Origin of the sequence: Corallococcus exercitus, from assembly GCF_003611585.1 — a bacterium.
GTDB lineage: Bacteria > Myxococcota > Myxococcia > Myxococcales > Myxococcaceae > Corallococcus > Corallococcus exercitus.
This window is the reverse complement of sequence record NZ_RAVW01000034.1, coordinates 1-25114: the sequence shown is the minus strand read 5'-3', so window position 1 is coordinate 25114 and position 25114 is coordinate 1. Positions and strand designations below refer to the sequence as shown.

Sequence of the window (25114 nt, the reverse complement as noted above, 5' to 3'; positions counted from 1 at the left end):
ATGATCCCACCCGCCGACATGGTGCTCTTCGCCGTCGTCGTTCGAGAGGAGAGCTTCACCCGGGCGGCACGCCGGCTCGGCATCACCAAGCAGACCGTCAGCGAACGCATCCGCCAGCTGGAGGAACGGCTGGGGGTGCGGCTCCTGGAACGGACCACGCGGCGCCTGCGGGTCACCGGGGCCGGAGTGACGTACTACGAGCGCTGTGCCGCCATCGCCGCGCTCATCGACGAAGCGAACAGCGAGGTGCAACAGGGGCAGGCGGATCCCACCGGCCTGCTGCGGGTCTCCTCCCCGGTGCTCTACGGCCGGCGCTACCTGACCCCCGTGATTTCGAAGTACCTCGCCCACTACCCCCAGGCGCGCGTGGAGCTGGTGCTGGCGGACCGCCGGCCCCATCTCATCGAGGAGGGATTCGACGTCGCCATCCACATCGGCCCGCTCAATGACTCCTCCCTCGTGGCGCGCAAGCTGGGCGAGGGCGCGGTCCGCTTCGTGGCAAGCCCGCGCTTCCTGTCGAAGCACGGCACACCGGACGCAAGGGAGCTCCACTCCGCGCGCTGCATTGGCTTCAGCGCGTTCGAGACGTGGGAGGCCGAGGGGGTGAAATCCCGCATCGATCCGGTCCTGATGGTGAATGACAGCGAGCTCGCGTGCGAGGCAGCCATCGCCGGGGTCGGCATCGCGCGCGTGCCGGACATCGTCTGCCAGGAGGCCGTCCGTGACGGCCGGCTGGTGGTCCTCTTCGGGCCCAGGCCCGCTGCGATGCGGCCCATCCACGTCGTCTACCCCAGCCGGCTGAACCTTCCGAACAAGGTCCGGCTCTTCGTGGATGCCCTGGCGACGCTGACCGAGCCGGCGCCGCGGCGGCCCCGGGGCCGGAAGCGGAAGTGAGGCCCGGCACGGCATGGACGACCATCGCTCAGCGCTTTCGGGAGCCCGCGAGTGCCCTTCCTCGTGGGGTCTCGCCAGCGTAGCGCTTGTATACGCGGCGGAACGCGGCCGCATCGGCGTAGCCCACGCGCAAGGAGATCGCCTCGACCGACTCGTGGGTCGTCTCCAGGAGGTGGGAGGCGTGAGCCATGCGGACCCGCTGCACGAATTCGAGCGGCGTCATGCCGAGGCCCGCCTGGATCCTCCTGGCGAGCGTCCGCGTGGAGGTGGCGGAGGCCTGGGCGAGCTCGTCGAGCGTCAGCTGCCGGCCGAGGTTCGCGGCGACGAAGCGCTCGACCGCGCTCAGCGCTGGATCCGAGACGCGCAGATGCTCCATCACCATGTACCGGGCCTGGGAAGCGCGCTCATCGAGCAGGAGGTAGCGAGCCACCAGATGCGCGAGCGACGGGCTCGCGACACGCGCGACGATGCCCAGCATCAGGTCGGCGTGCGCGAAGGCGGAGCCCGCCGTGAAGACCCCCTCGCTTTCGACGACCATCCGGTCCGAGCGGACGGTGACCTGGGGGAAGCGGCGCACGAACGCGGGCACGAGCCACCAGGTCATCGTCGCGCTCCGGCCCGTCAGCAGCCCCGCCGCGGCGAGGACGAAGGTCGCCGAGCATGACGCCGCGACCACCGCCCCCTTCGCCGCCGCCCGCGACAGCAACCCGCCCACGCGCTCGGTGTCGGCGCGGGAGAGCAGATGCTCGATGGCGCGCTCGGTGGCCGCGGAGAGCCCCGGCACCAACAGCACGTCGCCCGCCTTCACGCTTCGAAGGCTGAGAGCGCCGTCCACGGCCACGGCGCGCCCCGTGCCCGAGCGGACGGGACGACCGTCCAGCGACACCACCCGCTGACGCAGCGGCTTCACTCCCCGGGGCACCGGGGCGAGGCCCGCCTCCACGAGGCGCGCCGCCGTGTTGACCACGTCGAGGCCAATGCCCAGCGGGCCTTCCGCGACGCCATCCAGGACGACATGCGTGATCACCCTGGCAAGAATAGACCGAAGCATGTCAATCCCGCCACTGGCCGGGGAGGGGGGACCTTCTGCATCTTCCCGGCATGCGAGCTTCCACTCCCGACTCCACCGCTGACGACCCGCTCGACGACTTCGAGCGACGGTCCATCACCCTCCGCTCGGCCACGCGGACGGTCTATGTCGCCGGCCGCGGCCCCGCGGTCATCGTCATGGCCGAGATGCCCGGCATCAGCCCCCACGTCGCGCGCTTCGCACGATGGGTGCGTGACGCCGGCTTCACCGTCTACATGCCGTCACTGTTCGGGAAGGATGGGGCCTATCCGCAGGCGGAGGCAGGACTCGCCGTGATGAAGCGCGCCTGCGTGAGCGCGGAGTTCCGCGCGTTCGCGGCGAATGAATCCAGCCCCGTGACGCAGTGGCTGCGGGAGCTCGCCCGCCTGGCGCACGAGGAATGCGGAGGCCCGGGCGTCGGCGCCATCGGCATGTGCTTCACCGGCAACTTCGCGCTCAGCATGATGCTCGAGCCCGCGGTGCTGGCGCCCGTCCTGTGCCAGCCCTCGCTGCCGCTCGACGACACGGGGGCCATCCAGATTGCCCCTGAAGAGGCCGCGGCGGTGAAGGAGCGGCTCGAGCGCGAGGACCTGACGGTGCTCGCGTACCGCTTCGAGGGGGACCGCTACTGCCCGGCGCAGCGCTTCGCGGCCTACGCCCAGGCGCTGGGACCGCGCTTCGTCCCGAAGGTGCTGCCCGCTTCGGCCGCGAACCCCACGCCCCCACCCTTCTTCGAGAAGATCGTCGGCGGGCCGCACAGCGTCGTGACGGCCCACCTCATCGACGCGGCCGGAGAGCCGACGAGCGCGGCGCGCGATGAGATCCTGGCCTTCTTCGCGCGGAGGCTTCATCCGGCTTGAGCGCCGGTGACCCGCCGTGGTCCGGGGCACGCTACATTGCAGGCCGCGCATGGCGTCATGGTCTCGAACCGTCCACCGCTCCCCTTCCCTCGTGCTGTTCGCGGCCGTGGCCGTGCTGCTCTCCAGCGGGGCGGCCCTCGCGGACAACCCGCCGCTGACCAGCTCGAACTACGCCATCGACGTGTTCCAGGGCCCCGTGCTGGCGCCGGTGCGGGTGTCGGGCCTGGCCGGCGCGTACGCTCCCATCGCTGAAGGCGTCGAGGGCATCGCCGTGAACACGGCCGCTCCGGCCGTGCGCTCGCTCTATTCGAGCAAGCCCGTCGACTACGACCTGTCGCTGGGCTTCACCTTTCCCAGCTCGCTGCGCAACACCGACTTCGACAACAACGGCACGGTGGGCTTCACCTTCAAGGACTTCGTCTTCCCCCAGATTGGAGGCCTCATCCAATGGGGTCGCTGGGGCTTCGGGGGCCTCACGTCCATCCAGACCTATACGCTGGGCCAGGACGCGAACGGCCAGACCCTGCTGCTCAACACCAACCGCTTCCAGATCCAGCTCGCGCGCACATTCCTGGACGGCGAGCTGGCGGTCGGAGTCGGCCTGCGCGCGGTCTCCCTCACCCTCGGCACCGACGCGGCTCCGGAGGCAAACCTCGCCTCCATGCTCGGTGGCAACCTCGAGGCCGGAGCCCTCTGGACCCCGATGGCCCTGCCGCTGCGCGCGGCCCTGACGTTCCGGGCCCCCGTCCAGGGCCGGCTCACGCCCGACAGTCAGGCCACCGCCGACGCGGAGGGCAACGTGAAGGTCGCCGACCTGTACCTGCCCTCCACCATCAAGCTCCCCTGGGAGATTGAAGCGGGCATCGCCTGGCAGTTCGGCGCCCGCCCCCTCCAGATGCCATGGGGACCGGACCGCGCCGAGCGCTACCGGGCCCTGCCGCGAGAGAAGCTGCTGCTGACCGGCTCGGTGCTCATCAGCGGCGCCGCTTCGAACGCCATCGGCTTCGAGTCCTTTCTCTCCCAGCAGCTCGAGCGCTCCGGACGACGGCTCGTCCTCTCCCCCCGCGTCGGCGCGGAGTGGGAGCCCCTCGAGAACCGGCTCCAGCTCCGCGCGGGCAGCTACCTGGAGCCCAGCCGCTTCGACGCCATCGGGCCCCGCCTGCATGGCACCGCGGGCGCGGAGCTGCGGCTGTTCAGCTGGTCCGTCTTCGGCCTGATGTCGCCTGGCACGTCATGGCGCATCAGCGGCTTCGCCGACGTGTCCCGCCTCTACTTCGGCTGGGGCTTCGGCGTGGGGACCTGGCACTAGCCCTCCCGCGGTTCGAGCGGCACCGCCGGTCCAATCCAGAGGATGTCCCGGAAGGACAGGAGCCGCTCGCGGTACGAGCCGATGGGCGCTCGAGGGTAGAGGAGGAGTCCCTCGTCGGAGACCTCGAGCAGGGCGCCGAGGGCGTACCAGGTGCCTTCCCGCGTCTGGCGCAGCAGCACGCACTGGCCAAGGTACGGCGTGAGGTTGGCGCGGCAGATGGCGGGACCGTGCGTGAACACCGGTTCGGCCCTGTAATGGTCCAGGGGCCGCGTGGGGGCCTGGTATTGCTTCAGGAAACCCCAGGTGCCGTGCCGGGCGTCTCTGGCTTCCAGCGTCTCGCCTTCGGGCACGGTGACGCGCCGCTCCTCGAACGGGGCTTCCTCCCGGGGCGCGGCGGGCAGGGACACACCGTCCTCCCAGCGCGCATGCCGGGTCCCCAGGGCCCAGCGCCAGGGCCAGGCATGGCGCCCCTCCACCGAGAACATCAGCCGGGGCTCCAACTGCGCCCGTGAGCCCGGGGGACACTCCACGGTGCCGTCCGGCTGTGCTCGCATGAAGTCCCAGCCGTGCTCGGTCGGGATGAACCGCGCGACGTCGTCCGGCCATGGGTTCCAGTCGCTCGGGGGTGGCACGCGGCCCGGCTCCAGCTCCAGCGAGGCGCGGAAGCGCGGCGCCGCGGTGTTCACGTCCCAGAAGGCGATGTCATGGGGCCCTGTCCCCACGAGCGTGTCGTCCGCGCCCCAGGCCAGTCCGTCGATGCCGCTGGTGCCCTCGAGCCGCCGGAGCATCCGGGGCGAGGGCCCCACCTTCCACAGCTCGACGGTTCCTCCCTCACGCTTCCACTGCTCGGCGCTTCCTGCCTCCCGCAGCAGGCATGCGCCCATGGAGCCATCCGGAGACCAGGCCCAGCGGCCCAGGTCGCCGCTGCTGGAAGCCATCCCGAACGAACGGCGCTTCAGGTCCATCTGGCACAGCAGCTTGCCGGCCTCGAAGATGAGGACCTGGAAGGATTCATAGCCCCGGATGAGCACGGCCAGGCGCCGGCCGTCGCGGGACCAGACGTACTCCTCGACGACCGCGTAGACGCGGACGTCGACGTACTTGCTCAGGTTGGCCACCGTCTTGGCCGTGAGTCCATTCGCGAGCCGGGGCGGATCCTCACCGTAGGCCAGGCGGGCACCGTCCGGAGAGAACGCCGCCGGCAGCTTCAGTTCATCGAAGCGGTACTGGAGGTCGCCGCTCCGCACGTCGATGACGGAGGCGGAGGAATGGGCCTGTTCGTGCTCCGGGTTGGCGTTCGGCTCATTCACGAACTCGTGTTTGCAATAGCCATGGATGCGTGTGCCATCCGGACTCCACCGCACCCAGGTATGCGGCTGCGATTTCGAAGGCTGTCCGTCCAGCCGGGCCGGGCACCAGCGAATCCCTTCACTGTCCTCGTTGACCCGGGCCCCTTCCCGGAACGGGACGATGCAGCCCAGCGCACCGTCGGGCCCGGGGGTGGAGATGAACAGATGTGTTTCATCCGGAGACCAGCACCAGGCAGGCAGGTGCCCCGTGTTCTTCACGGTCTTGGGATGGATGACGGCCCATCCCGGCGGCGAGCCCCAGCGCCGGGTGACGTCGGCCGTGAAGGACGGCAGCGTTCCGGCGAAGGCCCGCAGCACGCCGATGACGACCTGGTTCAGGATGACGCCGAGCCACTCCCCGGATGGCGACCATTGGAGGCAGGAAGGCGCCCCCGTCGAGCCGACCAGCGTCTGCTCGAAGCCGACGGCGTCGACCACGCGCCCCGTCGCCAGCTCCCAGATGCACACGTCCCCACCGGGCGATTTGCCAAGGCGGTTGCTCGCGATGGCGAGATGGCGGCCATCTGGACTGAGCGCGAAGCAGCGCTGCATGCCCGTGTAGCGCGGGGTCTCCACGAGCCGTGCCCCCGCGGCCAGGACCTTTTCGGAGACGCGGCGGTGGACCTCCGTGATGCCCTGCTCGCGCTCGAGCCGGAGGAGCCGCTCCCGCAGCGGCGGTAGGTCCCTGCTGGCCACGAAGTCGCCGAAGTCGGCCTGTTCCACCAGCGCTTCCAGCTCCGCGTCGGAAGCGTGGGCCCACTGCGAAAGATTGGCGAGCAGTCCTGGCATGTGTCTGGAGTCACCCCTTCGGGCGACCATACCGCACCGCCGTGCGCTCGCGGGCGGGGCCCGGGCCCGGCCCGCTCAGTCGCCTTCGTCCTCCGCCGTGAAGCACAGCGCCTGGATCCGCGACGCCAGCTCGGGTGGGACCCGGACGCGAGGCTCCAGCCAGTTGGCGAACATGGGGACCTCCCGTGTCGGGCGGGGAAGCGGTTCCGCTTCACGCACGGCCACGGAGACGACCTCGTCGAACCGTGACGTGAGGACGCCGAAGGCTCCCGCGCGGAGCTGGAGCGCGATGTCCGGCGCGTAGTTGCGACTCTCGACCACCGTCGCCGCCGTCCAGCGCCGCACCGTGCACTCCCACAGCGAGTCCACGCGGGGAGAGGCGTCCTCATCGTCGATGAACGGGCCCACCTCCTGGACGGACAACGGGCCCCTGTAACGCCGCGGTCGCGTGCTTCCACCTTCCATCCAGGATCCGCTGCGCGACCTCGGTGCTCATCTCGGACGACACCTCCCAGCTCTCAAGGACTCAGAGCGACAAGCCAGGTCTCTGGAAACCCGACCCACGGGTCGCGAATGCGGCGACACCGGGGCTCGCCCTTTCGCGGCGAGTCCCGGCGTGTCCCTCGGCCTACGGCAGCGCCACCGTGACTGGCCGGGGGCTGTTCGCGGCCTCGCCATCACCCAGCTGGCCCCAGACATTGGCCCCCCAGGCCCAGACGGTGCCGTCATTCGCCACGGCCAGGGTGTGCTCAGTGCTCGCCGCGAGGGCGCGAACGCCGAGGAACGCGGCGACCTGCCCGCGCGATTGTCCCTTGAAGTCCGGGCCCAGCCCCAGCTGTCCGTAGACGTTCCAGCCGAAGGTGACGAGCGGGGTCGTTCCCGGAGCGGCCAGCGAGTGGGCATCCCCCGCGGCGATGCGCTGGACGCCCGCCAACCCCACCACCTGCGTGGGGGTCACGCGAGTGGTGGATGCGCGGTCCCCGAGCTGTCCTTCCGAGTTGTCCCCCCAGGCCCAGACGGTGCCGTCCTGACGCAGCGCCAGCGAGTGGAACTGCCCCGCGGCCACGGCGACGACGCCCGTCAGTCCCGGCACCTGCACCGGCGTGAGACGGTCGCTGTTCGTTCCATCCCCCAGCTGCCCGAAGAGGTTGTCTCCCCACGCCCAGACGGTGCCGTCCGCGCGCAAGGCCAGCGCGTGGGAGGCGCCCGCGGAGAGGGCGGTGACCTGCGTCAGCCCCACCGCCTGCACCGGCGTGGCCCGGTTGATGGTGGTCCCGTCTCCGAGCTGGCCGGCGTTATTGATGCCCCAGGCCCAGACGGTGCCGTCCTCGCGCAGGGCCAGCGAGTACCAGGAGGCCGCGGACACGGCGGAGACACCGGTCAGCCCGGCGACGGGGATGGGGGCATACGACTGCGGGCGGGAGGCATCCCCCAGCTGCCACACGCTGTTGTTCCCCCACGCCATGACGGTGCCGTTGGCGAGCACCGCCAGCGAGTGCTCCAGGCCCGCGGCGACGCTCTTGACGCCGGCGAGTCCCGGCACCTGGACCGGCGTCGTGCTGGCGGCCTGCTCCTCCTTCAGCCCCAGCCTGCCCAGGAGGTTGCTCCCCCAGGCCCAGACCGTGCCATCCGTGCGCAGGGCCAGGGAATGGCGCCCCCCCGCGGCCACGCGGCTCACATCCTTGAGCCCCAACACCTGCACGGGCGCGTTGCGGTTCACGGCGGCCGGCAAGCTGCCGAGTTGCTGGTACCGGTTGTCGCCCCAGACCCGCACGCTCCCGTCGGAGAGCACGGCCAGGGCATGGTCGCGGCCCGCCGCCACGGCCTTGACGCCCGCGAGCCCGGGCACCCGCGTCGGGGAGACGTGGCGGGTGTACGTCCCATCCCCGAGCTGGCCGTAGCTGTTGTCTCCCCAGGTCTGCACGGAGCCATCCTCCAGCAGCGCCATCGCGAAGTTGTCCCCCAGGGTCAGGGCGGTCACCTGGGCCAACCGGGGCACCCGGCCCGGAACAGCCCAGTCCCCTCGCAGCTGGTCCCCCAGGATGCCATACGAGTTGACGCCCCATGACGACGCACCCCCGTCGGCGTGCAGTGCGAACGACTGGCTGGAGTTCGCGCAGACGGAGACGACATCCGTCAGCCAGGGCACCACGAGCGGGATGGGGCTGCCAGCGTCCGGGCTGGACGACCCGAGGCCGAGCTGACCGGAGCTATTGCGTCCCCACGCGCGGACCGTTCCATCCGCGAGCACGGCCAGCGCATGCTCGCTGCTGATGGCCAGGGCGGTGGTCCGGGTCAGGCCCAGCACCTGGACGGGCACGGAGCGGTCCACGGTCGTCCCGTCGCCGAGCTGCCCGTACTCGTTGCCCCCCCATGCCCAGACGGTGCCGTCCTGGCGCAGGGCCAGCGTGGAGTAGTAGCCCGTGGACAGGGCGATGATGTCCTTCAGCCCCGACACCTGCACGGGCGCGTCCCGGTTGAAGGTGGTTCCGTCTCCGAGCTGGCCGCGGATGTTGAGTCCCCAGGCCCAGACGGTGCCGTCCTGGCGCAGGGCCAGGAAGTGGAGCCCTCCAGCGGCCACGGCCTTGACGCCGGTCAGCCCTGGGACCTGGCGCGGCGAGGAGACATCCCCCGAGTTGTTGGAGAAGGTGCCCCACTCCCAGACCGTTCCGTCGGGACGCACCATCAGCGAGGCGAGGGCGTTCCCGGCGACGGCCGGCGACTCCGGGCACGCGACGACGGAGAGCAGGAAGGTCCGGGTGGTGGCGGGCGCCACGTCATGGGTGAGGGTCACCGTCACCTTGACGCGCGTTCCGGCGGGCAGACACTCCGGGCCCTTCCAGCGCACGTCGCTGGCCGTCGCGGTGCTCAGGGCGGGCTCGAGGACGCCCGCGCTGGCCTCCCAGCTGAAGCCCAGGGCCCGCTGCGCGTCATCCTTCGCGGTGACGTGGAAGTGCACCGTCTCGTTGGCCAGCACGTTGACGGCGGACTGCGTGGACTCCACGAACACAGGGGCCTGGGCCTGGGGCTGCGGCTGGGGGTCGGAACCACAGCCGGTGCCCAGCACCGCCAGCAGCGCCAGCAATGCCAGACGGAAGCGGGGCAGGCCCGACAGGCGCCAGGAAGGAAAGACAGTCAATCGGTTCATCGGAATCCGGATGGTGAGGATAGGGACTGCAAGCCATCTAGCATGAGCTGTTCACGGCTGGCATCTGGCGGCCCCCGTCCATCCCGGGTGTACGCTGTGACTGCGTGCCCGACCTCTCGTTCATCCCTGCCTTCGCACGGAGCGTCCGGGGCGTCTGCCTTGGCATGGGCCTGGCGCTGGCCGCGTGCAGGGCCCCCTCCCCCACACCGGAAAGCCCTGCCATGACCTGGGTGAACATTCCCGCCGCGGATGCACGCGTGCGGTACGTGGGCCGGACGTACCGCTCCAACACCGGGGTCGTCTTCTCCCACCCGGGCGTGACGGTTCACATGCGCTTCTGGGGAGACGCCGTGCGGATGCGGCTCGACGACGCGGGGGCAGGCGGCGACGTGGGGACCAACCACTTCGACGTGGTGGTGGACGGGGCACCGCCCAGGCTCCTCGCGGTGCGGCCCGGCCAGGGCAGCTACGTGCTCACCAGCGGCCTCCCCGTGGGCCTGCACACGGTGGAGGTCTTCAAGCGCACCGAGTCCCTGGTGGGCACCAGCACCCTCGTGGCGCTGGAGGTGCATGGCGAGCTCCGGGAGCCGCCAAGGCACACGGGGCCGCGGATGGAGTTCGTCGGGGACTCCATCACCTGCGGCTACGGCACCGACGTCACCTTCGTCCCGGAGTCGTCCTCCTCGAAGGCGCCCACCTTCACGGCGAAGCACCAGAATCCCAGACGGAGCTATGGCTGGCTCACGGCCCGGCGGCTGGGCGCGGAGGCCGTGTTCGTCTGCTATTCGGGCCACGGCGTGTACCGCAACCTGGACCTGTCCACGTCCGGGCTGCTGCCCGACGTCTATGAGCGCGTGGTCCCGGATGCGCCCATCGCCTGGGATTTCTCCAACGACTCGCCGGACGTGATTGTCATCAACGCTGGCACCAACGACACGTTCGCGGGCGCTGGCACCGCCGCGTTCCTTCCGGACGAAGCGGCCTTCAAGGCCGCCTACCGGACCTTCCTCACACGGCTTCGCACGCTGCATCCTCGCGCGCACATCGTCTGCACGCTGGGCAGCATGACGGACGGCTACAAGCGGATGGAACGGCAGGGCGTGGTGACGTCCGCGCACGTCGGCGAGTGGCTCACCGAGCTCGTGGCGGAGCGCCAGCGCCAGGGTGACGCCCGCGTCCACCGCCACGTCATGGCCATGCAGAACCCCTTCGCCGACGGCGTCGGCGAGGACTGGCATCCCTCCGCCGCCACGCACCAGAAGATGGCGGAGTCACTGAGCCGGTTCATCCAGGACGTCGTCCGGCCCTGAGCCGGGGCGCGCGGAGCACGCGGGCCTGGGCGCGCTGCCTGGCCCGGGGAATGGAACGCCTCGCCGTGCAGGAGGCGTTCTACCGCCACCAGGGCGCCCCGCGCTCAGCGCCGCGCGTCCCGCTGTCCCTGCGTCCGGCGGCCCCTGCCGGAGGCCTGGGCCTGACGCTTGAGGGAGGGAAAGCGCTCCTGCTTCAGGGCCCCTCCCCGCTTCTGACGGGAGGCGCGCGGTGCGGCGGCCTTCGCGGTGCGCCCGGCGACACGCGTCCGCCGTGCGGGCTTGCGTCCTTCCATGGCCGCGCGGGCCGGGGCCGCGCGCTTCGCACGCCGGGGGCCGGGGCTGCTCGCGGCGCGGGTCCGGACCTGGGCCTTGCGCTCGAGCAGCGCGAGCCGCTTCTCGAAACGCGCCAGGGTGAGGGCGAAGTACTCGGCCTTCTGGAGGGTGTTGCGGTTGCCCTCGGCGCGGCGGGAGCGGGAGGGCAGCTCCTTGCGAAGCGCCTCCCTGCGCTGCCGCTGCGCCGCGTCCTGGTACTTCTCCATCAGGCGGCGCGTGCGCACGATGCGCCCGCGCAGCTCTCGCGGCGAGAGCTCGGCGAGGTTGCGTGGGGCGCTGGACAGGACGAGCTGGGCTTCGCGCTCGGTGAGCAATGACATCCGTTTCGACGGCAGTGTGCGCATGGACTTCCCCCTCATGGGATGACATGGCGGAACATCCACACCTTGCATCCGCCGGCAAACCGCTCCCGGAGGCAGGGGCGAGTGACCTGCCGGATGTTGCACCCTCCTGATGGGACGCCCGGTTCCTCCCTCGGGAGGCTTCCCTGTTGACCTCGTTTCATTCGCGCGCGACCTCGCCAACGCTCCCGCCACCCGGTTGCGGACGACTTCCTCATGGGCTTCACGCCCCCCGCGAGGTCCGCCACTGACGACGGCCCGTCAGTCCGGAAGCCAGTCCGCGCGTCCCCGCTCGACGCTCGCGCGGCGCTCACCCTGGAAGGAGGCCCGGACGCGCTCCGCCTGGGTGAGCAGGCGGTGGAAGCGGTCCGGCTCCGGGGAGCCCTGGACCTCCGCGAGCACCCGGGCGAGGAGCGCGTGCGCCGCGGCCCGGTCCTCCGCGTCGCGCGCGACCAGCCCCACGGTGAGGGCGATTTGCAGCACCTCTTCGAGCACCTCGGGGTCGCCCCCCGCGTAGTGGAGGGGACCATCCACGGCGAGGAAGAGGTAGTCGCGCAGCCGCAGGGCCACGACGGAGACGCGAGCGCTGCCGTCGGGGTCGATGACGTTCCAGTCCCCCTGGGGCAGGGCCGCCAGCCGGCGCATCACCGAGCGGATCTGGTGGAGCGCCTGCCGCGCCGTGTACGCGTCGTTCGAGGACGAGGACAGGGCCCGGTTCGCGACGTCGACGAGGGTGCGCAGCCCGAATGAAGGGTCGCAGTCGGGATCGCGCGCCGACGTGATGATCAACGTGCCAGCGAGGGCGTGGAGCACGGAGGCCGCCACGGGCCCGCCCCTGTCCGCCACCACCCAGCCGACGACCGCCTCCTGGTCGATGTACTCGCCCAGGGTGATGCCGATGCGGACCCGCACGCCCCACTTCCGGGCGAGCCGCGTGAGGGCCTGGAGGTTCACCTCCGCGAGGTAGCCCGAGGTGGAAGCCAGGAGCGACGTGGCATCCGCCGGCAGCCGCAGGGTCGCCGCCGGGTCCAGCGGGAGGCGCTTCAGCCGGGCCTGGATGCGGCGCTCCGTCGCGGACACGATGAGGTGCTGGACGAGCTTGAGGACGCGCTCCACCCGCAGGAAGCGGAAGGTCCGGACCAGGAAGACGATGAGCAGGCAGAGCGCCACGAGGACCAGGACGATGGCCACGGACAGCACGGGCCGGGGCCTGACGCCATGGTCCTCGATGATGCCCAGCTCCCGGACGGCCGCGAGGATGAAGCTGCTGGAGAGGGCGAAGAAGGGAAGGGCCCGGCGCAGCGGCGCGCTCTTCAGGTAGATGGGCACCAGCCGGGTTGAATACTGATTCGCTGCGGACTGGATGACCGGCGCGTTCAGGGACACGACGAGGGTGAGCACGGTGATCTGGAACCCGAGCAGCGTTCCCAGCGCGCCACGCATGTCATCCACGTCCCCCGGCCACGCGTGGCCCAACAGGCCCCATCCGGAGTCGGTCTCCACGCGGGCGAGCGCGGTTCCCAGCACCACGCCCACCGCGACCATGCCGCTGAGCAGCAGCCAATAGGGCTCGCGGAGAAGCTTGCGCAGGCGGTAGGTGACCATGCGGACTCACGCGGATCGGCCATCCGCGGGAAGGTAGGAACACGGGAGGCCCGGTGGGACGTGCCCTCCGGGGAGGAGGGCTGTCCACCGGGCGCCCCTGGGCCCCTAACTCACTTCGCGGGCGCGCACTTCGCCGGGCCGAGCGTGGCCTGGAAGTACGGCGTGTAGAGGTCGGGCGCGAGCGTGAAGTTGCAGGTGTTCACCACGTCCGGCGCCAGGCCCTGGTGCGACTGCATGTAGCGCGCGACGTAGTCCCGCACGCCGTCCGCGGAGGACCACAGCAGGCGGCCTTCCTTGAACATGCTGTACCCGCCGCCGCCACCGCCGCGGTAGTTGTTCACGGCGATGCGGAAGACCTGGTCGTCCCGCACGTCCTGGCCCTGGAAGCGCAGGTGCGTGAGCCGGGAGCCCGCGGGCTTCGTCAGGTCGTAGCCGTACTCGATGCGCGAGTAGAGGTCCCAGTTGTAGTCCGCCACGGAGGGCGTGGTGGCCTTCGCGTCCGCGGGCTTCGCGGGCAGGTTGGCCCCGTCCAGCTGCTTGAAGTACAGCGTGTTCATCTCCAGCGCGCGCCGGAGGATGGAGCCGTTGATCTCCATCACGTACAGCGTGTTGTCGTAGATGTAGACGCTGTAGGCGTCGCGCAGGGTGACGTCCCCCGCCGGCAGCGCCACGTCATTGGAGAAGATGGCGGTCGCGGACAGGTCCACGGGGAAGCCGGCCTCCTCCGCGGCCTCCTCCTGCACGATGTTGAGCAGGTCCGCCAGGGGGCTGTCCACGTAGCGTCCGGGGAAGCCGCCCGTGAAGGGCGCGGTGGTGCTGCCAATCTTCTGGTTCACGTAGGCCACCGTGGTGTCGTGGTAGGCCTGGACCAGCCCCTTGACGGTGGCGTCCTCCGCCACGGTGTCGTCCACCGCGTGGAGCTGCGAGTCGTGCGCTTCCACCCCCCAGCGCTCGCCGTTCCAGGTGACGTTGAGCTGCACGTGGGCCAGGTGGCTGCCCCAGCGGTTGGGCTGCGTGAGGAGGACCTCGCGGCCCTGCGCGTTCTTCAGCAGCATCTTCGGGATGGGCTGGTGGGTGTGGCCGGTGAGGAGCACGTCCACGTCCGCCACCTGCTGGGCAATCTGCGCGGCCTCGTTCTCACCGGCGATGTTGCCCCGGTCGGTCCACTTCGTGGGGTCCGCGTAGTCCGCGAGCCACGACTCGGGGCTGGTCGCGCTGCCGGTGGGCTGCTTGTCCGGGCCGCTGTGGATGGCCACCACCACCACGTCCGCGCCGGCCTCCTTCATCTTCGGCACGTAGGCCTTCGCGGTCTCCAGCGGGTCGTCGAAGCGCAGCCCGGTGATGTTGTCCTTGCGCTCCCACGTCGCCACGCCCGGCGTCACCAGGCCGAGGATGCCGACCTTCACGTCGCACACCGTGGTCATCACGTACGGGGTGAAGGCCTCGGTGCCGTCGCTCTTGCGCACGTTGGCGCCGAGGAGGGGGAAGTTCGCCTCGCCCTTGAACTTGCCGAGGACGTCCTGGCCGTAATTGAACTCGTGGTTGCCCAGGGCCATGGCGACGTAGCCCAGCTCGTTCATGGCGGCGGCCATGGGGTGCTTGGGCGCGTTGTCCACCAGGGCGTAGTAGGTGCCCAGCGGCGAGCCCTGGATGGTGTCACCGGTGTCCACGAGCAGCGTGCAGTCCGGGTTCTTCGCGCGCTCCTGCTTGATGAGCGTGGCCACCTTGGCCAGGCCGCGCTTCGCGTCCGGCTTCCCGGTGAAGTAGTCCCACGGGAAGATGTTGGTGTGCAGGTCGCTCGTCTGCAGCAGCGTCAGCGTGCGCGGCGAGGTGTCCACCGGGGTGGGGTTGGGAGGCGGATCATCGTTGGAATCACAGGCGGCCAGCAGCGCGCTGGCGCCCAGGAGGCAGAGCGTGCCGGTGCGCAGCGTGCGCATCAGGAAGGGGAAGCGGTTCAAGGAGGCCTCGACCAGAGCCATGCCGGAAGGAAATCTTCCGGAGGGGAAACGCACCCTACCGTTTCAATGACAGACTTCCTTCCTGAATCCGCGCCTGGCGTTCATTGCATGCCTACCCGTCCTCCGGCTCCTCGTCGGCGGTCGGGTAGGCAGAGACGGCCAGGGCGATGCCCTGCTCCGCGAACCACCGGACGTCGTCGGGTGGGAAGTGGATGGAGCTGGTGAAGTGGAGGGAGGAGCCGACGAACAGCCCGAAGTCCACGACGCAGGGGATGGCCAACTGCCGCAGCTCCATGAGCAACGGGGCCAGCACCTCCAGTTGCCGGCGGGCCGCGGCGACGGGCCCGTGCAGCGTGCCCTCCCCGTCCTCCACCAGGGTGAGGTTGAAGCCAGAGGTCGAATGTCTTCCCGGCAGCCCCTGCTCCCCCTGAAGCCAGACGGCATTGGGGTGGCAGTCCGGGAAGCGGTCCAGGACGGACGCCACATCGAACTCCGGGGCCTGGGCCCGTAGGACAGCCACCGTCATGAGAACGTTCCCTTCCAATCCGGAGTGCGCCTGCCATCCCGGAGCAGGCCCTCGAGGGTCATATCGCAGCCTGGGCTGGGACCGCTGCGTTGGCGTTCCCCGACTGTTCAGGCGCACGGCCCGGGTGGCCCCCGTCCGCTGCCCTCCCCTGAGTTCCTCCCACGAAAGGAGCCCCTCCTTCCGCGCGATTGCATCCGGAGTACCGGCGCCTACCTTTTCCTGGACCCCCCACCCCAGGCCGAGAGGCATTTCATGAATTCGACAGAGACGACTCCGCGGACGAGCGAAGCACCCAGGACCGGATGGGCAAGCAGCACCCGGAAGGAACCGGGCCTGCTCATCGAGGACCACGCACTCCTCGGAGACCTGTACACGGCCGCGCTCGTGGCCCGGGATGGCTCCATCGACTTTCTCTGCCTCCCGGATTTCGACTCGGACGCGTGCTTCACGTCCCTCCTGGGGACGCCCGACAACGGCCGGTGGAAGCTCGCCCCGAAGGCGCCCGTGCGCGAGGTGCGCCGGCGCTACCGTGGCAAGACGCTCATCCTGGAGACGGAGTTCGTGACGGACGAGGGCGCGGTGCGCGTCGTGGACTTCATGCCCATCCGCAAGGGCAACCCCCACCTGGTGCGCTGGGTGGAGGGCATCCGGGGCACGGTGGCGATGCGCTCCGAGCTGCGCCCCCGGTTCGCCAATGGCTACACCGTTCCGCTCGTCAGCAGGAAGGACGGGTCCTCCACCGCCATCGCCGGTCCGGATGCGGTGTACTTCCGAGGCGGCACCGGCAAGGAGCCGCCTGCCTTCGAGTCGGAGTTCACGGTGCAGGCCGGCCAGCGGATCCCCTTCGTGCTCTCCTGGGCCCGGCCCTACGATGACGTCCCCGCGGCGCTCGATCCCGAGGTCGCCCTGCGTGAGACGGAGGCCTACTGGGAGGACTGGGCCTCGCGGCTGCACCTGCCGCCCCGCTACGACGAAGTGGTCACCCGCTCCCTGCTCACCCTCAAGGCGTGCAGCTTCCAGCCGTCGGGAGCGCTGGTCGCCGCGCCCACGTTCGGCCTCCCGGAGACCCCGGGCGGTGAGCGCAACTGGGACTACCGCTTCTGCTGGATCCGCGACTCGGTCCTCACGCTGAACGCGCTCATGCGCGCCAAGCTGCTGGACGAAGCGGATGCGTTCGGCCACTGGCTGGAGCACGCGGTGGGCGGCGCTCCGGATCAGCTCCAGATCATGTACGGCATCCGGGGCGAGCGCCGCCTCACCGAGGTCACGCTGGACTGGCTGAAAGGCTACGAAGGAGCCCGTCCCGTGCGGATCGGCAACGGGGCCTACTCACAGTTCCAGCTCGACGTGCTCGGCGAGTTCGCCGCGGTCCTCTACATCCATGCGGAGCAGGCGGGCAAGATGACGGAGCGTGGACAGAAGGCGCTCCGCAGCCTCGCGACCCGCGTGTCGGAGGTCTGGACCGAGACGGACCACGGCATCTGGGAGATGCGCGGCCCGACGCACTCGTTCACCGCCTCCAAGGTGTCGGCGTGGATCGTCATCGATTGCTGGGTGCGCGCCATCGAGAAGTACGGCCTGAAGGATGACAAGGCACCGTGGGTGAAGCTGCGGCAGACCATCCACGACGAGGTGTGCAGCAAGGGCTACGACGCGAAGCGGGGGACGTTCACGCAGTACTACGGCTCGAAGGGCGTGGACGCGAGCCTGCTCTTCATCCCGCTCAGCGGGTTCCTCCCGCCGGAGGACCCCCGCATCGCCGGGACGGTGAAAGCCATCGAGGAGGAGTTGATGCCGGACGGGCTGGTGCTGCGCTACCGGACGGAGGCGAGCGTGGACGGCCTCTCCGGTGAGGAAGGCGCCTTCCTCGCGTGCTCCTTCTGGCTCGCGAACACCTACCACATGCTGGGACGGACCGAGGACGCGCGGAAGCTCTTCGAGAAGCTGGTGGGGCTCTGCAACGACGTGGGCCTGCTCGCCGAGGAGTACCTGCCCGACCAGCGCAGGATGATTGGCAACTTCCCGCAGGCGTTCAGCCACCTGGCGCTCGTGAACAGCGCCTACTTCCTCGCCGAGGGAAACAAGGCGGCGATGTATTCGTAAGGCGCGTCCCTCCCGGGCGTCCCTGGGGGCGCGGACGCTCCGGCGTCCCGACCGCGGCTGCTGACCCGAGGTCTCGAATCCATCGCTCACGTCCCCCGGCCTGTCAGGCGGGTCAGATTCCGAGAAGGTCATGCAGCCGAAACTCAACCGGCTCCTGCGGGCACTTGCCCGCGAGGGGCTCGACGTTGCCTACGACGGTCGTGTCTACACGGTCCGCCTCCAGGCCCATCCCCATGCGCCCCCCGCGGAGGTCCTGCTTCCCCCGGACCTGCCCGTGGAGGGCAAGGCGCTTCAACAACTCGCGGCGCTCGCCGCGCTCCATCATCCGAACGGTGGCCGCGTGAAGCAGGTGCGCGCGACGCCGGACTTCCATCCGGGCGACTCCGGGGTGGCCATCGGGTCGGTGGTCCACACGGAGGGCCTGGTGGTGCCTGGAGCCGTGGGCACGGACATCAACTGCGGCATGCGCCTGCACGTCGCGGACCTGCCCGTGGACGCCTTCCTCGCCCGCCGCGACGCCTTCGTCGAGCGGATGAAGGGGCACTATTTCTTCGGCACGCGGGACGTCGCCCAGGGCTCGCGCGCGCTGGAGGCGCTGCTGCGTGACGGCCTGCCCGGCTGGCTCCAGGAGACGGTGGACCAGCCGCTGGGCATGGCGGCCCGGGTGGACCTGGGACAGCTGGAGCGAGAGTCCGGGCGCGTCCATCTGGGCGGTGCGCTGGAAGGCGACCCGGCCTGGGCGCCCACCGGGCTGCGGCGCGAGGGCGTGGTGCGTGACCCCGGGCTGGCCACCATTGGCGGCGGCAACCACTTCGTGGAGGTGCAGCGCGTGGAGGCGGTGGTGGACCGCGCGCGGGCGTGGGCCTGGGGCGTGCGGGAGGGGCAGCTGGCGTTCATGGTGCACTCCGGCTCGCGGGACCTGGGCAAGCACGTGGGGCGCGCATGGCAGGAGCGGGCGCGGGCCGCGTGGCCCACGGGGGCGCCCCACCCGGCGAGCGGCCTCTTCCCGCTCGCGGATCCGGCGAAGGTGCGCGAGTACCTGCGGGCCGAGGCCACCGCGGCCAACTACGCCTTCCTCAACCGGCTGCTGCTCGCGGAGCTGGTGCGGCAGACGCTGCGGGAGCTGTTCGGGGACGTGGAGGCGCCGCTCGTCTACGACGTGCCCCACAACATCACCCTGCCCTGGGAAGGCGGCTGGCTGGCGCGCAAGGGGGCCTGCCCGGCCGAGGAGGACCAGCCGGTCATCATCCCCGGCTCCATGGGGGCGACGTCCTACCTGATGCGGGGCCTGGGCAACGCGAAGGCGCTGGCGTCGGCCTCGCATGGGGCGGGCCGGGCGCACTCGCGCTTCTCCATGTCGCGAGGTGGCACGAAGCACCGCGAGGAGGACCTGGGCCTGACGGGGGTGGACTGCATCGCGCTGCGGGCCGAGCGCCGCATCGAGGAGGCCCCCGCCGCCTACAAGCCCATCGGCCCCGTCATCGCCTCGCAGGTGGACGCCGACATCGTCCGCGAGGTGGCCCGGCTCAAGCCGCTGATGACCTTCAAGGCCTGAAAGGAAGCGAACCGCATGGCCAGCTCACCCCCGCCACGGGCCGCTTCGTCCCACGCTGAGAGGCATTGGCGTCAGAGGCATGTTGGCTGTCCATGAAGCCCGGTACTCCTGGGCGCGTCTTCCACCCGCGCCCAGGAGTCACCCATGTTGAATCGTTTCGTGTCCTACGCCGTGCCGGCGGCCGCGCTGTTGCTGGGGGCCTGCGGCGGCCCTGAGACCCTCGAGTCGTCGGAGGTCCCGGCGGAGCCGTCCGTGGCCACCACGGAGCAGGGCCTGTCCAGCGTCACCATCAACGCCTTCCCGTTGGCGTTCTACGTCCCGCCCCGCACGAACGGCGACGCGGACTTCGCCGGTCACGGGCCGCGGATCGACATCAACTTCGAGTTCGAGGTGCGCAACACCAACGAACTATGGGTCGGCATGTACATCTGGGGGACCGAAACGGGTGGAGGAGACACCCGTGTCTTCGGGGGCCAGTGGTACCACGTCGCCACCACCGCGGCGCCCATCCTGAGCGTCTCGCCGGCGCCGTATCCCATCTCGAATTACTACATCGGGCCCGAGTTCACCTGGTCGTATACGGACACGGGGCACTCGCTGGACGCCTGGTCCTTCCCGCAGGTCCCCGGGAACACGCGCATGGTGCAGAACATCACCTGCGTGGGCGACACCTCGGGCAACGAGGCGGGAACGAAGACGGGGTGCTCGGCCATCCTGCATGACCTGACCATCACCTTCTGACTCCGCGCGTGAGCGCGGCGTGACGCGGGGCGTCCGGGATTGGGGACCGGACGCCCCGCGGATTGGCTCGCGCGGCAACGGCCGTCCCGTTAGCTTGCGCGCCCATGTACTTCGAGACCTTTTCCCAGATGAAGAAGCAGCTCGGGCAGTTGGGCAAGTGGTTGGAGACGGCCGCGGCCCACGCCAAGGCGAAGTCCTTCGACCCGAACCTCTACCTGGGCTTCCGGTTGGCGCCGGATCAGCTCCCGTTCGTCAAGCAGGTGCAGATCGCCTGTGACGCCGCGAAGCTGGGGGCCTCGCGGCTGACAGGCAAGGCGGCGCCGTCGCACGCGGACACGGAGCAGACGCTGGAGGAGCTCGGCGCCCGCGTCCGGTCCACCATCGAGTACCTGGACACGCTCACGGCGAAGGACTTCGAGGGCGCGGCCACCCGCGTCATCTCCAATCCCCGGTGGGAGGGCAAGGTGATGAGCGGCGCGGACAACTTCCTGGAGCACATCGTCCCGAACTTCTACTTCCACCTCACCCACTCGTACGCGCTCCTGCGGCACAACGGCGTCAACCTGGGCAAGGCGGACTACCTGGGGACGCTGAGCCTCCGCGCGCCGTGACGCCTTCACCTGTCGCTTCCGCGAGCGACAGCGCCCACAGCGGGAAGATGCGCAGGTAGGCGTCGTAGTGGATGGCGCAGGTGCGGCTGAACACGCCGGCCAGGGGCTCCGGGGGCCACTGGCCGTGCGGCCCCTGCGTCGCGCGGAGCCACGCCACGCCCCTTTTCGTGGCGTCGTGCTCCCCGTCGCCCGCGGCCACCAGGGACAGCACGGCCCAGGACGTCGTCACCGCGTGGCCGGTGCGCCCCTCCACCCAGCGGCGCTCGCGGCAGCCCTGGATGGTCTCACTCCAGGAGCCGTCCTCGCGCTGGTGGGCCTTCAGGAACGCGACCGCCCCGCGCAACGCCGGGTCTCCGGCCTTCGCGCCCGCGGCCACCAGGCCGGTGACGCCGAACCACGTGCCATAGCTGAAGCACACGCCCCAGGCCCCCTCCCAGCTTCCGTCCGGACGCTGCTGGCGGCGCAGGAAGTCCGCGCCCCGAGCGATGGCCCGACCCACCGGGGCCTCCGGATGGGCCTTTCGCCACGCGGCCAGCGCCTGCACGCAGGCCGACGTGCACTCCACGTAGCTGGGGTCCACCATGATGCCGGCGAACACGTCCGAGGGATTGAACCGCTCCAGCCAGCGCGGCCCCCGCTGCCGCTCGTAGGTGGCCCAGCCCCCGTCGCGGTTCTGCAAGGACAGGATGAACGCCACGGCCTGCTCCAGGCGCTCGTGCGGCACGCGGTTGAGCCCGAGCGGCTCCAACAACAGACACGCCTTCAACGCCTCCGCCGTGCAATCGCTGATGGGCCAGCCGTGCTCGCGCGTGCTGAAGGGCCACCCGCCCCGGCTCGGGTGCCGGTGGTGGCGCGCGGCGTCCGGTGAATCCTCCAGCACCTGCTGCGCCTCCAGGAAGCGGCCCGCGCGCTCCAGCGTGTCTCGCGCCCCGGCCGTCGCGCCGGAGGCCACCAGCGCCTGCACCGCGAAGGCGGTGTCCCAGAGCTGCGAGGAGTTGTAGCCGTTGAACGTGATGCCCTCCCCCGTCCCCTGGAGGTAGTCCGGCAGGCGCTCCAGGTGGGCCCGCACCTCCGGGCCGTCCGGCCGCGCCACGTGCCACACCACCGTGTTGAAGACCTTGTTGATGGGCCCGATGCAGATGGAATGCGTCGCCGCGTCCTCTCCGCGAATCAACGCCAGGGATTCCTCCAGCGCGCGGGCCCGCAGCCGCTTCGAATGGAAGCGCTCATACAGGCCCAGCACCCGGTGCACGGCGCGCAGCAGCAGGCCGTGGGGAGTGTAGGCATCGGTCCCGGCCACCCGGCCGCGCGCCGCCTTCCAGTCCACGTCCGCGTAGGGCTGGGGATACAGCTCGCGCCGCAGCTCGGCCAACAGCGGTGTCTCCCTGGCGCGGGCCCGGCGGCCGTAGAGCCAGCCCATGGGCAGGTACACCATGCGGCAGTGGCACCAGAGGCGCGATGGATGGAACGGCAGCGCTCGCGGCAACAGCCAGAGCTCGGGAGGCACGGGCGCCAGGCCCTCGTATTCGTAGAGCCCCAGCAGGGCGAGGACGAACTTCCCCCAGGACGCACTGCCCAGCGGGCCCCCCCGGGGAAGGAACCACGTCCGCGCGCGGAGGAGGCCCGGGTCGTCCGCGCCGACGCCCAGCAGCCGCTGCGCGACGTAGTTGAGCACCGTCGTGAAGACGAGGCCAGGCGACTCCACGTCCAGCCCCCAGCCGCCATCCGCGCCCTGGCGGGCGCGCATGTACGCGACCAGCCCGTCCCGGAGGCGCGCGTCCGGCGAGCGTCCCATCACGTACAGCCCGGCCACGTACACCGGGGCCAGGAACAGCGGACCGCTGTAGTCGCCCTTCCAGGAGCCATCCGCCTCCTGCGTCCGGGCCAGCACGTCGCGCGCCTGCCGCATCAGAGCCGGGCCTCCATGCCGTCCCGGGGGATTCGCGAGCACCTGGCGTAGAGCGCTCGCAGAGCTTCATCCGAGTCCACGCACTCCTGCGTGAGCCGCATCAGCGTCACCACCGTCTCCCGGTCAATCTTCACCGGCTCCGGTTCGAGCACCGCGGGGTTGCCCTCCACCGCGTCGAGCGTCGCGACCGCGAAGAAGAGCGGGTAGAGGCAGAACAGCCGCAGGCCGGGCTCCTCGCGGGGAAGGGCCAGGGAGTATTCGAGCGCGACCTCCAGCTCCCGGCGCGCCACCTCCACCAGCTCGTCCATCAGCGCCACCGCCCGCGAGCGCAAGGACGGCAGGGCCAGCGTGGCGGGTGTGAGGCCATGCGCGGCCATGCGGTCCCTGGGCAGCCAGCAGCATCCCCGGTCTAAATCCTCGCGCACGTCCTTCAGGATGTTGGTGAGCTGCAGGGCCCGGCCAAAGGCAGGCGCCCGCGGCGTGAGCCTTTCATGGCGCCAGGCGACCCGGGGTGAGCTGGCGATGAAGAGCCCGGTCAGCATCTCGCCCACGACGCCGGCCACGTAATAGCAATACATGAATGTCGCCTGGAGGTCGGGCAGCCCCATGACCTGCCCGCTCCCGCCGTGCAGCCGCTGCATCTGTCTCATCCCGCCGGTCATCGTGCGCACGCACCGGGCAATGGGCGGGTGGACCCAGGAGGGGAGCGAGGCCAGGGTCTGGAGCACCGTCAGGGTCTCCAGCACCAGCTCGGCCTCCGCGGGGGGCGCCTCGTCCCGCAGGGCGAGCCGCGCCCTTCGCGCGAAGGAACGGGCCTGGGCTTCCCAGCCTGGCGCCAGCGACACCAGGGTCCCCAGTTCCTCGAGCAGCGCTTCCTGGTCCTGCCCGGAGGCCTCGTCCTCCAGCGTGTCCGCGATGCGGCACAGCAGGTAGGCCACCGTGACCGCGAGGTCCAGGGGCTGGGGCAACAAGGGGATGTTGAGCGCGAACGTCCGGGAAACCCGGGGCAGCTGCGTGCGACAGAATGACGCTCCCTGCTCCTTCATGCCTGCCTCCTCTGCGTGCGGTACCGCGCATCAATGGCTAAGTAGTCAATGCCAGACATGGTGTCTGGAATCCGAGCGGAGGCCACGTGGAGGACGCCGAGGTGGTGATAGCCGGAGGTGGGCCCGCGGGCTGCGCGGTGGCGGCGGCGCTCGCCGAGCTGGGGTTGTCCGTCCTGCTGCTCGACGCGGGCGTGGACCGGCACAAACAGCTCGCGGGCGAGCTGCTCCACCCCGCCGGCATCCAGGACCTGCGCGCGCTGGGCTTCGGGGACGTGGTGGAGGGCTGGAAGGCCCAGCCCGTGCGCGGCTTCGCGGTGCGCTTCCATGCCCCTGCCCGCACCCTCGTCCTGCCCTACGGTCGCGGTGTCACCGGGCTGTCGCTCGAACACGCCACGCTCACCGTGCCCCTGCTGGAGTCGGTGTCGCGGCGGCGCGGCGTCACCGCGCGCGCCCGGGCCCGTGTGACGGCCGTGGAGCACAACGACGGGCACGGCGTGCGCCTGCGCTACACCCACGCGGGCACCGAGCACACCGTGCGCGCCCGGCTGCTCGTGGCCGCGGACGGACGCGCTTCGCCCGTGCGGCGGATGCTGGGCATCGCCGAGCACCACAAGCGCCTGTCCACCATGCTGGGCGTGACGGTGGACAGCGACTGCCTGACCCACCCCGACCACGGCCACCAGTTCGTGGGAGGCGCCGTGCATGCGCTGGCCTACGCCATCCAGCCCGGCCTGGCGCGCGTGATGGTGGACCTGCCCCTGGGCAGCACCGTCCAGACGCTGCGGGACCGGCCGGAGCTGCTGCTCGCCCTGCCCTCGCGGCTGAGGGAGGCCGTCTGGCGGGCGCTGGAGGCGCGGCCCGCCGTGCGCATGGCCTCCAACGACGACTGGCTGGCGGAGACCGTGGGGATGGGCAGCGCCGTGCTCGTGGGCGACGCCGCCGCGTGCTGCCACCCGCTCACCGCGAGCGGCATGGCGTCCTGCTTCCACGATGCCCGCGCCCTCCAGGAGTCGCTGCACCGCCACCCGGGCCACATCACCCGCGCGCTGGAGCACTACGCCCACGCGCGGCGGCCGGCCCAGCGCACGCGCGTCGCGCTCGCCTCCGCGCTCTACAGCGCCTTCGCCGGGCAGGACGAGGGCATGCGGGCGCTGCGCATGGGACTGTTGCACTACTGGGAGCACAGCCCTCGCGGCGCGCGCGCCTCCATGGCGCTGCTCTCCTCCGAGGAGCCCCGCATGCGGGTGATGGCCCGCGAGTACCTGCGCGTCGTCGCGCATGCCTTCGCCGCGATGCTCTCGCCGAGCGGCCCCGGAGGCAGCCTCCGGTCCGCCGCGCCGCTGTTGCGCTCGGCTGGACCGCCCTTGCGAGGCACCGTGGCGAGCGCGGTGGAACAGGTGGGGAGCTGGCTGCATCGTCGCGTCCGCCGTCCCGTCTACACGCTGGCCCGCGCCGGCTGGGCTTCACCCAGGCGCGCCTTCGCATCCAACCGGTAGCCCCGGCCGCGCCAGTCCACCTGGCGCGACAGCCGCGCGGACAGCGCCACGCCGGCCCCCAGCAGCGGCAGCACGGCCGGCACCCAGTAGTGCCGGGGCGCGACGTCCGGCCCGTGGCAGGCCCGCTGGAGCCGCAGCTGGCTCCACACGGAGAAGCCGATG

The 25114-nt window shown here is 70.9% G+C and carries 20 protein-coding genes; 9 read left to right on the top strand and 11 right to left on the bottom strand.

What is annotated here, in order from left to right; genetic code table 11:
* A complete protein-coding gene (locus D7W79_RS07060; protein ID WP_244221633.1) occupies positions 1-894 on the top strand; it encodes a LysR family transcriptional regulator in 894 nt (297 codons plus the stop codon).
* Positions 895-922: 28 nt separating this feature from the next.
* Here D7W79_RS07060 and D7W79_RS07055 read toward each other — a convergent pair whose 3' ends face one another.
* A complete protein-coding gene (locus D7W79_RS07055) occupies positions 923-1921 on the bottom strand; it encodes a GlxA family transcriptional regulator (protein WP_244221632.1) in 999 nt (332 codons plus the stop codon).
* 74 nt (positions 1922-1995) lie between these two features.
* Here D7W79_RS07055 and D7W79_RS07050 point away from each other — a divergent pair, with 74 nt between their 5' ends.
* Positions 1996-2823, top strand: a complete 828-nt coding sequence (locus D7W79_RS07050; protein WP_120524563.1) for a dienelactone hydrolase family protein — start codon at positions 1996-1998, stop codon at positions 2821-2823.
* Between the two features lie 49 nt (positions 2824-2872).
* On the top strand, positions 2873-4132 hold the full coding sequence (locus tag D7W79_RS07045) for a hypothetical protein (protein ID WP_120524562.1): 1260 nt from the start codon (positions 2873-2875) through the stop codon (positions 4130-4132).
* Here D7W79_RS07045 and D7W79_RS07040 read toward each other — a convergent pair.
* From D7W79_RS07040 to D7W79_RS07030, 3 genes are all read right to left on the bottom strand, one after another.
* Positions 4129-6270: a WD40 repeat domain-containing protein gene (locus D7W79_RS07040; protein WP_120524561.1), complete on the bottom strand. Its 2142-nt coding sequence runs from the start codon at positions 6268-6270 to the stop codon at positions 4129-4131. The genes D7W79_RS07045 and D7W79_RS07040 overlap by 4 nt on opposite strands.
* Before the next feature lie 75 nt (positions 6271-6345).
* Positions 6346-6693: a hypothetical protein gene (locus tag D7W79_RS07035; protein ID WP_120524560.1), complete on the bottom strand. Its 348-nt coding sequence runs from the start codon at positions 6691-6693 to the stop codon at positions 6346-6348.
* Positions 6694-6898: 205 nt separating this feature from the next.
* Positions 6899-9418: an RCC1 domain-containing protein gene (locus D7W79_RS07030; RefSeq protein ID WP_244221631.1), complete on the bottom strand. Its 2520-nt coding sequence runs from the start codon at positions 9416-9418 to the stop codon at positions 6899-6901.
* 221 nt (positions 9419-9639) lie between these two features.
* Here D7W79_RS07030 and D7W79_RS07025 point away from each other — a divergent pair, with 221 nt between their 5' ends.
* Positions 9640-10728 carry an SGNH/GDSL hydrolase family protein gene (locus D7W79_RS07025; protein ID WP_244221630.1) on the top strand — a complete coding sequence of 363 codons (1089 nt, stop codon included), beginning with the start codon at positions 9640-9642 and terminating at the stop codon, positions 10726-10728.
* A 104-nt stretch (positions 10729-10832) separates the two neighbouring features.
* Here the strand turns inward: D7W79_RS07025 and D7W79_RS07020 are convergent, their stop codons facing one another.
* The 4 genes from D7W79_RS07020 to D7W79_RS07005 form a co-directional block, all read right to left on the bottom strand.
* Entirely contained in the window at positions 10833-11405 is a 573-nt protein-coding gene (locus D7W79_RS07020) for a hypothetical protein (protein WP_120524558.1), read from the bottom strand.
* A 258-nt stretch (positions 11406-11663) separates the two neighbouring features.
* On the bottom strand, positions 11664-13007 hold the full coding sequence (locus D7W79_RS07015; RefSeq protein WP_120524557.1) for a DUF2254 family protein: 1344 nt from the start codon (positions 13005-13007) through the stop codon (positions 11664-11666).
* A gap of 110 nt (positions 13008-13117) precedes the next feature.
* Entirely contained in the window at positions 13118-14986 is a 1869-nt protein-coding gene (locus D7W79_RS07010; RefSeq protein WP_208729654.1) for a bifunctional metallophosphatase/5'-nucleotidase, read from the bottom strand.
* A 91-nt stretch (positions 14987-15077) separates the two neighbouring features.
* Positions 15078-15491, bottom strand: coding sequence for a hypothetical protein (locus D7W79_RS07005; RefSeq protein WP_120524556.1), 414 nt, complete (start codon positions 15489-15491; stop codon positions 15078-15080).
* A 252-nt stretch (positions 15492-15743) separates the two neighbouring features.
* Between D7W79_RS07005 and D7W79_RS07000 the strand changes: the two genes are divergently transcribed.
* From D7W79_RS07000 to D7W79_RS06985, 4 genes are all read left to right on the top strand, one after another.
* Complete coding sequence (locus D7W79_RS07000) at positions 15744-17594, top strand: glycoside hydrolase family 15 protein (RefSeq protein ID WP_120524555.1); 1851 nt, start codon at positions 15744-15746, stop codon at positions 17592-17594.
* Positions 17595-17724: 130 nt separating this feature from the next.
* Positions 17725-19149, top strand: a complete 1425-nt coding sequence (locus D7W79_RS06995) for an RtcB family protein (protein ID WP_120524554.1) — start codon at positions 17725-17727, stop codon at positions 19147-19149.
* Between the two features lie 144 nt (positions 19150-19293).
* Positions 19294-19890 (top strand): hypothetical protein, encoded by a 597-nt coding sequence (locus D7W79_RS06990; protein WP_147441825.1) that lies wholly within the window; start codon positions 19294-19296, stop codon positions 19888-19890.
* Positions 19891-19994: 104 nt separating this feature from the next.
* Positions 19995-20501, top strand: a complete 507-nt coding sequence (locus tag D7W79_RS06985) for a DUF1993 domain-containing protein (protein ID WP_120524552.1) — start codon at positions 19995-19997, stop codon at positions 20499-20501.
* Here the strand turns inward: D7W79_RS06985 and D7W79_RS06980 are convergent.
* Positions 20449-22410 (bottom strand): 2,3-oxidosqualene cyclase, encoded by a 1962-nt coding sequence (locus tag D7W79_RS06980; protein WP_120524551.1) that lies wholly within the window; start codon positions 22408-22410, stop codon positions 20449-20451. The two genes, D7W79_RS06985 and D7W79_RS06980, sit on opposite strands and share 53 nt — an antisense overlap.
* The gene (locus tag D7W79_RS06975; protein WP_120524550.1) at positions 22410-23456 is read right to left on the bottom strand and encodes a phytoene/squalene synthase family protein; all 1047 of its coding nucleotides are present in this window, start codon (positions 23454-23456) and stop codon (positions 22410-22412) included. The genes D7W79_RS06980 and D7W79_RS06975 overlap by 1 nt, the downstream gene beginning before the upstream one ends.
* Before the next feature lie 86 nt (positions 23457-23542).
* Between D7W79_RS06975 and D7W79_RS06970 the strand changes: the two genes are divergently transcribed.
* On the top strand, positions 23543-24952 hold the full coding sequence (locus D7W79_RS06970; protein WP_120524549.1) for an FAD-dependent oxidoreductase: 1410 nt from the start codon (positions 23543-23545) through the stop codon (positions 24950-24952).
* Here the strand turns inward: D7W79_RS06970 and D7W79_RS43565 are convergent.
* Positions 24892-25114 (bottom strand): hypothetical protein (locus tag D7W79_RS43565; RefSeq protein ID WP_158616904.1); only part of this gene is annotated, 223 nt, incomplete at its 5' end. The two genes, D7W79_RS06970 and D7W79_RS43565, sit on opposite strands and share 61 nt — an antisense overlap.

Bases quoted from the DNA above. Each gene is read 5' to 3' on its own strand.
- D7W79_RS06985 (WP_120524552.1), top strand. From the start codon at position 19,995: ATGTACTTCGAGACCTTTTCCCAGATGAAGAAGCAGCTCGGGCAGTTG.
- D7W79_RS07050 (WP_120524563.1), top strand. From the start codon at position 1,996: ATGCGAGCTTCCACTCCCGACTCCACCGCTGACGACCCGCTCGACGAC.
- D7W79_RS06980 (WP_120524551.1), bottom strand. From the start codon at position 22,410: ATGCGGCAGGCGCGCGACGTGCTGGCCCGGACGCAGGAGGCGGATGGC.
- D7W79_RS07040 (WP_120524561.1), bottom strand. From the start codon at position 6,270: ATGCCAGGACTGCTCGCCAATCTTTCGCAGTGGGCCCACGCTTCCGAC.
- D7W79_RS07045 (WP_120524562.1), top strand. From the start codon at position 2,873: ATGGCGTCATGGTCTCGAACCGTCCACCGCTCCCCTTCCCTCGTGCTG.
- D7W79_RS07015 (WP_120524557.1), bottom strand. From the start codon at position 13,007: ATGGTCACCTACCGCCTGCGCAAGCTTCTCCGCGAGCCCTATTGGCTG.
- D7W79_RS07010 (WP_208729654.1), bottom strand. From the start codon at position 14,986: ATGGCTCTGGTCGAGGCCTCCTTGAACCGCTTCCCCTTCCTGATGCGC.
- D7W79_RS07020 (WP_120524558.1), bottom strand. From the start codon at position 11,405: ATGCGCACACTGCCGTCGAAACGGATGTCATTGCTCACCGAGCGCGAA.
- D7W79_RS07005 (WP_120524556.1), bottom strand. From the start codon at position 15,491: ATGACGGTGGCTGTCCTACGGGCCCAGGCCCCGGAGTTCGATGTGGCG.
- D7W79_RS07030 (WP_244221631.1), bottom strand. From the start codon at position 9,418: ATGAACCGATTGACTGTCTTTCCTTCCTGGCGCCTGTCGGGCCTGCCC.
- D7W79_RS06995 (WP_120524554.1), top strand. From the start codon at position 17,725: ATGCAGCCGAAACTCAACCGGCTCCTGCGGGCACTTGCCCGCGAGGGG.
- D7W79_RS07025 (WP_244221630.1), top strand. From the start codon at position 9,640: ATGACCTGGGTGAACATTCCCGCCGCGGATGCACGCGTGCGGTACGTG.
- D7W79_RS06990 (WP_147441825.1), top strand. From the start codon at position 19,294: ATGTTGAATCGTTTCGTGTCCTACGCCGTGCCGGCGGCCGCGCTGTTG.
- D7W79_RS06975 (WP_120524550.1), bottom strand. From the start codon at position 23,456: ATGAAGGAGCAGGGAGCGTCATTCTGTCGCACGCAGCTGCCCCGGGTT.
- D7W79_RS07000 (WP_120524555.1), top strand. From the start codon at position 15,744: ATGAATTCGACAGAGACGACTCCGCGGACGAGCGAAGCACCCAGGACC.
- D7W79_RS07060 (WP_244221633.1), top strand. From the start codon at position 1: ATGATCCCACCCGCCGACATGGTGCTCTTCGCCGTCGTCGTTCGAGAG.